Origin of the sequence: Streptomyces niveiscabiei (assembly GCF_001419795.1) — a bacterium.
GTDB lineage: Bacteria > Actinomycetota > Actinomycetes > Streptomycetales > Streptomycetaceae > Streptomyces > Streptomyces niveiscabiei.
This window is the reverse complement of the sequence record NZ_LIRL01000234.1, coordinates 1-8,413: the sequence shown is the minus strand read 5'-3', so window position 1 is coordinate 8,413 and position 8,413 is coordinate 1. Positions and strand designations below refer to the sequence as shown.

Sequence of the window (8,413 nt, the reverse complement as noted above, 5' to 3'; positions counted from 1 at the left end):
TCGATCTCCTGGCTCTTCGGCTACCGCCGCCTCACCGTCCGGTACGAGCGGAAGGGCACGCACTTTCTCGGCTTCCTCGGTCTCGCGGCCGCACTGACCTGCTACAAAAAGCTGACCAACCTCACCACGTGAGACACGCTCTAAGAACGCCACCTGTACTGCCTTCCGCGAGGTCGGGCGGGTGATCCGCACCGTGCAGATGCTCCGGTTCCTCTCGGACGCCCCGTTGCGCGGCAGGGCGACGGCCGAGGCCAACACGGTTGAGGCGTTCAACGGCTTCAGCGACCTGAGGGGCCGACACCTTGCCCCTCGACTACTCAAACACGACTGGGTTCCTTTATGCCGAAATCTTGGGCCCGTTTTTACATAGGGGGGTGGTAGCTTCGCAGTCGCCTGTGAATTTTCGCAACTAAACGACTCGTCAAGGTCGCTTTTGACGTTGCGTCACCGATTCCGTGAGGCGTCGATAAGGGGGGGGATCATGAGGGTCAAGTCTGCTCGAATCAAAGTGGCCACATCCGGGACTGTCCTTGCTGTGAGTGCGGCGCTATTGTGTGGCGCCGCACCTGCGCAGGCGGTCGGCAACAACGTCTCCGACAACTGTGATGTTCCATGGATCAGCTGCTCCAATGGTGACCTGTGGCTGTTCTACAACTCGAAATCCATTGCTATTCAGGATGGCAGGATCGAGTCGGCTTACACGACGTTCTACGGCGATGTGTACGACCATTGGGGCACCAGTGAATACCAGGGATCGTCGTTGACGACTTACCGTTATGTATTCGGTAACGGCGGCAATGGCGACGGCCAGTACATGAAAAACAATGCGGCGTCCGTGGAGAACTGCTCCCCGGACGACAACTACCGCGTGTACTACAACTCCGGCTATGGCGGCACCTCTCAGTACTTCGCGAAGAACGGGCCCTACGGAGACTGCAACATCACCGACCTGATCTCCGCGTTGAAGAACAACAACGCCTCATCGCACTTCTCCTGAGAGGGAACACCCGTGAAGCACGTCAAGCGGACCGCCACCGCCGTCGCCCTCACCGCTTCAGCTCTCCTGGTCAGCGCCTGTTCCTCCGGCGCGAGTCCGCACGCCACGCAGAATGCGGCTGACAGCAGACCGATCGTGAACAAGGAGAACTGGCCCAAGAAGATACCCACCAGTGGCCTGACGAAGGGTCTGGCCCTTCCGCTGGAGGCGTACATGGCCTCTTACGAGGACCAGGTCACCGTTGAGCAGGCCGCCAGCGATCTTCAGCAGTCCTGCATGAAGGACTACGGCATCGACCTGACGCTGCCTCGCGCGGGCGCCAACCCGCCCCCCAGTGACAACGACGCCAACATCGAGCGCCGATATGGCATCACCGACCGGGCCGAAGCCGAGAAGTACGGCTATGAGCTCCCTCCCGCGCTGCAAGAGCACACCACGCAGACCATGCGTGACCTGTCCGGTGTCGAGGTCGAGGTGCTGACCGGCCACACCAAGCCCGACCCGCTTGAGAACCCCAAGGCCGTCAAGGCCGGAGAGCCGCTCACCGCCCCCGGCCATGGCGCCAAGCCCGCTCGGGCGGAATACAACGGGAAGAAGCTGAAGACGGGCGGCTGCATCGGCTGGTCCAAGGACCAACTCGGCGTGCGGGAAGCCGACCCGACTTTCGTGGCGCAGCTTGCCGGAGACAGCCTGATGCGGTCGATGAAGGACGACAAGGTCATCCAGGCGATCGCCGCGTGGTCTTCGTGCATGGCCGGCAAGGGACACCCGGGGCTTGCCGACCCGTACAAGGCGATGGACCAAGGGGGCACCAGTGATGGGAAGCCGACGCCGGATTCCATCGCTCTGGCCGTCGACGACATCGACTGCAAGGCACAGACGCATTTGGTGAAGATCTGGTCCGGCGTGGAGTCCGTGATCGAGGACAAGCAGATCGCCGACAACCAGAGCCAACTGACCGGCATCAAGGAACAGCACGGCAAGGAAGTCGCCGCCGCGCGTAAGCAGATGGCGGTTTCCGCCCAGTGAATGCTCGCGCGGTAGCGTCCGGACTGTGGATGGTCCGGACACTGTCCCTGATGGCGGCGTGCGTGCTGGCCGCCGGGTGTACGGACGCATCCGCTGACCGGGCACCTGTGTCGCAGCGGCCGGTGACTCCGAGCGCGGAGCAGAGCAGTCCGCAAGCACGTCCATCGCCCGTGCCGTCGGTGCACTCAGAGGGCCGCACACGCGTCTTGGAGTACGGAGACCTGACCGTGCGTGCCACACCGGCAAGCAGCGGTGTGCGTACAGAGATCGAGGTCACCAATACCTACGAGCGGAATGCGACGTACTCGGTCCAGATCAGTATCGCTGACGGTAAGGGATGGACCGCGTACAACCGCTTCTGGCTTCAGGACGTCCCTCCGGGGAAAACCAGGCGGGACGTTTCGGTGATCGGCTCAAAAGACATGGGCCCCGTTCCGCAGGTTCCGAAGATTTACGTCGACGAGTTCATTCCCGTTGTCGACCGGAAGTAGGAAAGGGAAAGCTGCACGGGGGAATCGATGTCCGCATGGCCAACGTAGAGAAAAGGGAAAACACGTGACAGCTCGTCATAGACGAAGAACGGTGACCGTTCTTGCCGTTGGCGCCGCCGTGGCGGGGCTGATACAGGTCCAGCCCGCCGCCGCGAACCCCTTCGCCCCCAAGCCCACGCCGAACCCGGCGCCCACTGCTCCGAAGGGGGCCGTCAAGGCTCCGGACACCATCCTGGGCAAGGGCTGGAAGACCTCTGGCGACCGGGCCGTGACGAGCGCCGCCGACAGCGACGGACTGCATCTGCTCGTCGCGGACAGCAAGAACGCCTACGCGTGGAAGACCGTCACGGTGCTGAGTGAGCCGCAGCTTCCGGCCGACACCTGGATCGGCAACAGCTGTCTCATGGACGACCACCACGCGGCCGTCGTCTACGCTCCCCGCACCTTCACCAACAAGCCGGACCTGATGATGGGCGGCGCGTTCACGGCGATCGTGAACCTCGACGACGGCAGCGTCACCAAGCTGCCGTTCACCGCCTCCCTGGCCTACTTCGACCCGACCTGCAATCCGGCCACGCACACCGCCGTCTTCACCGCGCTCCGCGACACCCGGACTCGTCTGGTCACGGTGAACACCAAGGGCACCACCGTCGCCGACACCACGGCGAAGGGCGAGATCACCTCTGCCGTGCCCGTGAAGGACGGTGTGATCGCGGCCGCCGGCAGCCAGCTCGTCCACGTCGACCGCACGGGCAGGGCAGCCAAGCTCACCGCCACCCACCACGCCCCCTACGGCATCCACGTGACCGACGACGGCACGGTCACCTACATCGACCGCACCGGCGGCACCGGCGCCGACGTGCAGACGTACGCGCGCGGCAAAAAGACGACCGTCGCGAGCGGCAGACTCACCGCGATGAACCTGCGCCAGGGCACGGACGGCACCGTCTACCTCATGGGGAAGGCCAGTCGCGGCAAGAGCTTCACAGCCAGTGGCATCAAGCAGTTGGACGTCTCGCCCGACGCGGACCTCTCCACCCGTGGACGCCTGGCCGTCGACCCGGTCGTCTCCCCGGCCGTGCAGGCAGGCGTTGCCAACATCGAGAACGCCGGCCGCGGCTTCTCCGGCACCGCGACCAAGGAACCGGCGGCCAAGGCGAAACCGGACGACACCACCCATGCTCTGACCGTCACCGGCTCTGTTCCGGGCACGGGCAGGCAGACGAACCAGCAGGTCGCCGCGCCCGGCAGCACCGCGGGCGGCACGCCGTCACCGGCGCTGACCGGCTCCTCGAAGCCGCAGATGTCCACGATGAGCATGCTGACCACGACCGACGACGACCCGCGGGCCCACGACCCGATCGACACCGACGCCTGGTGCTCCGTTCCCCGCAACGACACCGCCACCCAGGCTCTTCAGCCCACCCCGAACCAGGTCGAGTGGGCCGTGGACATGGCGGTCCGAGGTGACCTGCGCTCCGGCTACCTCACCCAGGGAGGCTGGCGCTCCCAGACCGGGCTCTCCACCATCGACCCTCAGGGCATGTTCCCCGCCCCCACGCTGAACGGCACCAGCGGCCGTATCCCCGCCCAGGTCGAACTGGGCATCCTCGCCCAGGAGTCCAACCTGTGGCAGGCCGAATCCGGCGCCATTCCCGGGCAGATGGGCAGCCCGCTCGCGGCCGTCGACGGATACTACGGACACCAGACCGGCGGCACGCTCGCCGACTACTGGACGATCAACTGGAACAAGTCCGACTGCGGCTACGGCGTCGGCCAGGTCACCGACGGTATGCGCAAGGCCGGATACGCGAAGACAGGCGAAACCTCCCTGCCGGTCAGCACACAACGCGCGGTCGCCATCGACTACGCCACCAACATCGCCGCCTCGCTGCACATCCTCGCCGACAAGTGGAACGAGGTCCACGAGTCGGGCCAGACGATCACCGTGAACAACGACGACCCGGCCAAACCGGAGAACTGGTTCGCCGCCGTCTGGAACTACAACCTCGGCTTCAACAAGAAGGCGGACGAGGGTACCAACGGCAACTGGGGCCTGGGCTGGTACAACAACCCGGCCAACCCCGTCTATCCCGCGTCCCGGCTGAGCTTCATGAACACCGACGCCGACCCCCTCGCCGCCAAGGACGCCGCCCACCCGCAGAACTGGCCCTACGAGGAGAAGGTGATGGGCTGGGCCGCCTGGTCCATCGACACCGGCCACTCCTACGCCACCTCGGGCCGCCAGGACTGGCCCGGCGAGTCCGGCTTCTCCTCGGCCGGCTTCCGGCCCGCCTACTGGAACGGCACGGCCGACCTCTACACGATGCCGGGCAGCGCGACGTACAACCGGGCGCACATCTCGCCGCCGCTGGACACGTTCTGCAACACCAAGAACAACTGTGACGCCGCCAGTCCACCCAACTGCTCCACCGCCGCCTGCTACACCCCGTACTGGTGGAACGCCTCCAATGCCACCTGGAAATCCGACTGCGCCACGACCTGTGGCTTCGAGAACATCAAGTACCAGACCCTGGTCAGCGAGCCCGGGCGCGGCTCCCGCCTCCAGTACGGCACACCCGTCTGCTCCGGCGCGCCCTCCGGCGCGAAGGTCGTCGAATCCGTGCCCGCGGGCACCAACACCTGGGGCGCCTGCGGGACGACCGCCACCGACGGTTCGTTCCAGTTCACCTTCTACCCCGACCCCAACGCCACCGGTCCTGGCCTCGGCCAGTACGACGCCAAGGCCGACCTGCACCAGATCGGCGGCGGCTACGGTGGTCACTTCTGGTACACCCACACCCGCAACGAGGACTACCTCGGCGGTGACCAGGGGCGCATGACCGTCGACGGCACCTGGACCCTCGGCGCGAGCATGGACCTGGCGCAGGTCTGGGTCCACGTCCCCGACACCGGCGCACAGACCCAGGACGCGCACTACGTCGTCCAGGGTGCCCTCGGCGGGCCCTTCGACCGTCACGTGGACCAGGGTGACAACAACGGCAAGTGGGTTTCCCTGGGCGCCTACAAGTTCACCTCCACACCGAGTGTGAGCATGTCCAACTACACGCCCGACGGAACCGCCAACGACGACATCGCCTTCGGTGCCGTGGCCTTTCAGCCGATCACCGGCACCTACGTCACGGACAGCGTCGAGGCCGACGCGTACTTCGACGAGAACCAGAACATCGACGTCCGCCCCGAGAGCCAGATGTTCAACACCCCCCTCAAGTCGAGGCAGGCACTGTACGACTGGGCGACGAACCTGTCGCACAACATCATCGGCCTGCCCACCTGCATCAGCCTGCCGTCTCCGACCTGCGTCATGCCGGAGACCAAGGCCGCCGCTGAGCGCTGGAACGACGAGGTGACGACGTCGGGGACCAGCACCACCGACCACCCCGTCGGCCACAGCATCCCCGAATGGATGCACTACTCCAACCCGTACACGAAGCGTCCCACCGATGACAGCAGACCTTCCTGGTTCGGTACGGACGACGCCGCCTACAAGATGGACAACAAAGCGACCGTCTCGTACGTGAAGACCAGCGACGGAAAGATCATCAACGGCAGCGAGAGTGTGTCGTACGACGACCGCACCGCCGACACCCACATCCCGGACTTCGTGCGCGAGTTCTTCGCGGCGCTCCAAAAGGATTACGGCACCCAGCCGCCGGATCTCGACTACACGGCCAAGGACCTGAACGTCCATGACGGAAGGTCGACGACCACCTCTACCAACAGTGACGGAATTCTTCCCGGGCGGGCCTACAAATCTATCGGTGTGAAGCCCGTGATCACCGACGACAACGACAACGTGATCACCGACAATGGCGGCACCTGTGTTGCGGTGATGCACACGGCCGGCGGGTCCATCGGCTATCGCACCGCTCTGGGGGACCAGCACCTCACCGACAGCGTGGCCGACTGGGTGACACGGGTGTCGAAGGACACCGGATCCTCCGACAATCCCGTCGCGTCGATGGCCCAGGAGATCCGGAACATGTTCTTCAAGCCGGGCCTCACGGGATCCATCTTCGGCTCTGCGCCGCCGATCTGGCAGGAACTCGATTTCAAGACCTGCACCGATGGCACCATCAAGACGGTCGGCGGGGCTCCAGTCCTGCGCTCCAGTTTCATGCCGAACCAGTATTTGTACCGCAACGACAAGGCCATCGACCTGAACGGTTCCTACACTGGATCCAGTGCCCCGGTGACAACCGGCGACTTCTATCACTTCAGCGGGCCTGACATCCCCCCGCCTCCCGCTGAACCCGATCAGTCGATGCACCCGTATGCTTCGTGCGACATCACCAGTGGCCATGGAGGCAATCCGTGGAACATCGGAGCGATCGCCGACGCGGCCATAGATCCGTCAACAGCCCACTTCTGCAATGCCCCAGGGAAGAGTCCTGATCCGGCCTTCAGCCGGTAATGCAATGGGCGGGGTGGTCTTCCGGTAAACAGCGAGGTGAGGCCACCCCGCCCCGCCAAATGAAAGGAGTACCGGTGCCGAACTATTTGTACATGGCATCCGCAGCTTTGAGCCTCGCATGTGGAGCCGTGTTCGGCATTCGGCGGAGATCATTGTGGGGCGGGCTCACGGCCGGCTTGATCTGCGCCACCGGGATTAGCTGCTTTCTATCCCTGCGGTATGCGGAAATTGCCATATTCTGGCTGTTCGGATCGCCTGCGGCAGGAGTGAGACTCCTTGGCACGATGTTCCTGGCCGTACTTGCCTGGCTGCTGTTCCAGGGCAACAGAAATTATGCCGTCATCTCTGCTGTCTGTATTGCGGCATTCACGGCTTTCCTCTGGATCCGCCCTTCGCATTTTCCGTTTCCCGTCGTGTATGTGTCCGTAATCCTTTCCGCAGTGACACGGATTGCACTCGAACTCCGCACAAGCGAACCCGACCTCGAAGTTTCGTGACGATCCGCCTATGGCCGGTGGTCGCGAGTTGCCCGAAGCGCTGACCGGGCAAGGGCATAAGGCGGCGGCAAAGACCCGAGAGGGGTTCGCTGACAGCCTTGCGGCTGCGGCTCTGGGGATGATGGGTGACAGCCTGACGCACCGGAACCCAGGCTTGCGCGCCGGGCTGTCGTACCGGCACGGCAAGATGGCGGCAAAGGAAACGTACAAGCGTCGTCGGCGGAGCGTCAACGCGGCCAAGACCTACGCGATTAAGCGGGGCTATATCGACGAGAGCGCGGTTGTCGCACTGTAGAGGTAAGCCACCGCCCGTAAAGGGGCGATCGATCCGCGTTCTTCGGATGCATTCTGTACGCCGCAATGCGTCCGGCCGAAGTTGTCGCATTGCGGCGGTCGGACTGTGAACTGCCGGAAACGGGTTGGGGTTTGCTCACCCTTCGGAAAACATGACCCGTCGCGGGCAAGAAGTGGACCGACACGGGGGAGCGGCATGACCGGCGGGGACTGAAGATGTGCGAGCCCGATGCTGACCGCCCGGTGCCGATTCCGCCGGCTCTGGTGGCGATGCTCCGTGAGCACCTGAAGCAGTTCGGTACAGCGAAGGACGGCCGCGTCTTCCACAACGAGCGCGGCGGATTGGTGAGAAGCCGTATGCCGTATGCCGTATGCAGGCCGCGCCGGCACCTCCCCGGAGGTCATCGACCGCCACTATGCGGGCCTCATCGACAACAGCGAGGAAGAGGACAACGAGAAGATCGAGAAGGGCATGGGCTGGGGGTCGACGGACGCCGCGTGAGGAGTGCGTGGCTCACGCACAACCAGCAATAGGCAATGAGAAAGGGCGGGAGTCGGTGAGACTGAGGGTTTTCAGGGTGGCCCCCGGACGGGTGACGGCGGGACCGTAGGCAACGGACAGGGCTCCCGTGCCGTTGAGAGAGGTGTCTAGGTCTCAACTCTCCAGCTC

The 8,413-nt window shown here is 64.4% G+C and carries 7 protein-coding genes and 2 pseudogenes; all 9 read left to right on the top strand.

What is annotated here, in order from left to right; translation table 11 throughout:
- Nucleotides 1–132: pseudogene (locus tag AOK24_RS50570) on the top strand (IS5/IS1182 family transposase); the annotation flags it as partial.
- A gap of 16 nt (nucleotides 133–148) precedes the next feature.
- A pseudogene (locus tag AOK24_RS52715) lies at nucleotides 149–370 on the top strand (Tn3 family transposase); the annotation flags it as partial.
- Between the two features lie 111 nt (nucleotides 371–481).
- Entirely contained in the window at nucleotides 482–997 is a 516-nt protein-coding gene (locus AOK24_RS48470) for a hypothetical protein (RefSeq protein ID WP_133258325.1), read from the top strand.
- Nucleotides 998–1,009: 12 nt separating this feature from the next.
- The gene (locus AOK24_RS12825; protein WP_055720191.1) at nucleotides 1,010–2,026 is read left to right on the top strand and encodes a hypothetical protein; all 1,017 of its coding nucleotides are present in this window, start codon (nucleotides 1,010–1,012) and stop codon (nucleotides 2,024–2,026) included.
- A 227-nt stretch (nucleotides 2,027–2,253) separates the two neighbouring features.
- Nucleotides 2,254–2,517: a hypothetical protein gene (locus AOK24_RS12820; RefSeq protein WP_133258326.1), complete on the top strand. Its 264-nt coding sequence runs from the start codon at nucleotides 2,254–2,256 to the stop codon at nucleotides 2,515–2,517.
- Between the two features lie 118 nt (nucleotides 2,518–2,635).
- Nucleotides 2,636–6,952, top strand: coding sequence for a hypothetical protein (locus tag AOK24_RS50565; protein ID WP_240553863.1), 4,317 nt, complete (start codon nucleotides 2,636–2,638; stop codon nucleotides 6,950–6,952).
- Between the two features lie 74 nt (nucleotides 6,953–7,026).
- The gene (locus tag AOK24_RS48465; RefSeq protein ID WP_133258327.1) at nucleotides 7,027–7,449 is read left to right on the top strand and encodes a hypothetical protein; all 423 of its coding nucleotides are present in this window, start codon (nucleotides 7,027–7,029) and stop codon (nucleotides 7,447–7,449) included.
- Between the two features lie 10 nt (nucleotides 7,450–7,459).
- On the top strand, nucleotides 7,460–7,744 hold the full coding sequence (locus tag AOK24_RS50560; RefSeq protein WP_055720189.1) for a hypothetical protein: 285 nt from the start codon (nucleotides 7,460–7,462) through the stop codon (nucleotides 7,742–7,744).
- Between the two features lie 363 nt (nucleotides 7,745–8,107).
- Nucleotides 8,108–8,245, top strand: coding sequence for a hypothetical protein (locus AOK24_RS50555; RefSeq protein ID WP_240553861.1), 138 nt, complete (start codon nucleotides 8,108–8,110; stop codon nucleotides 8,243–8,245).
- Nucleotides 8,246–8,413: the final 168 nt, after the last annotated feature.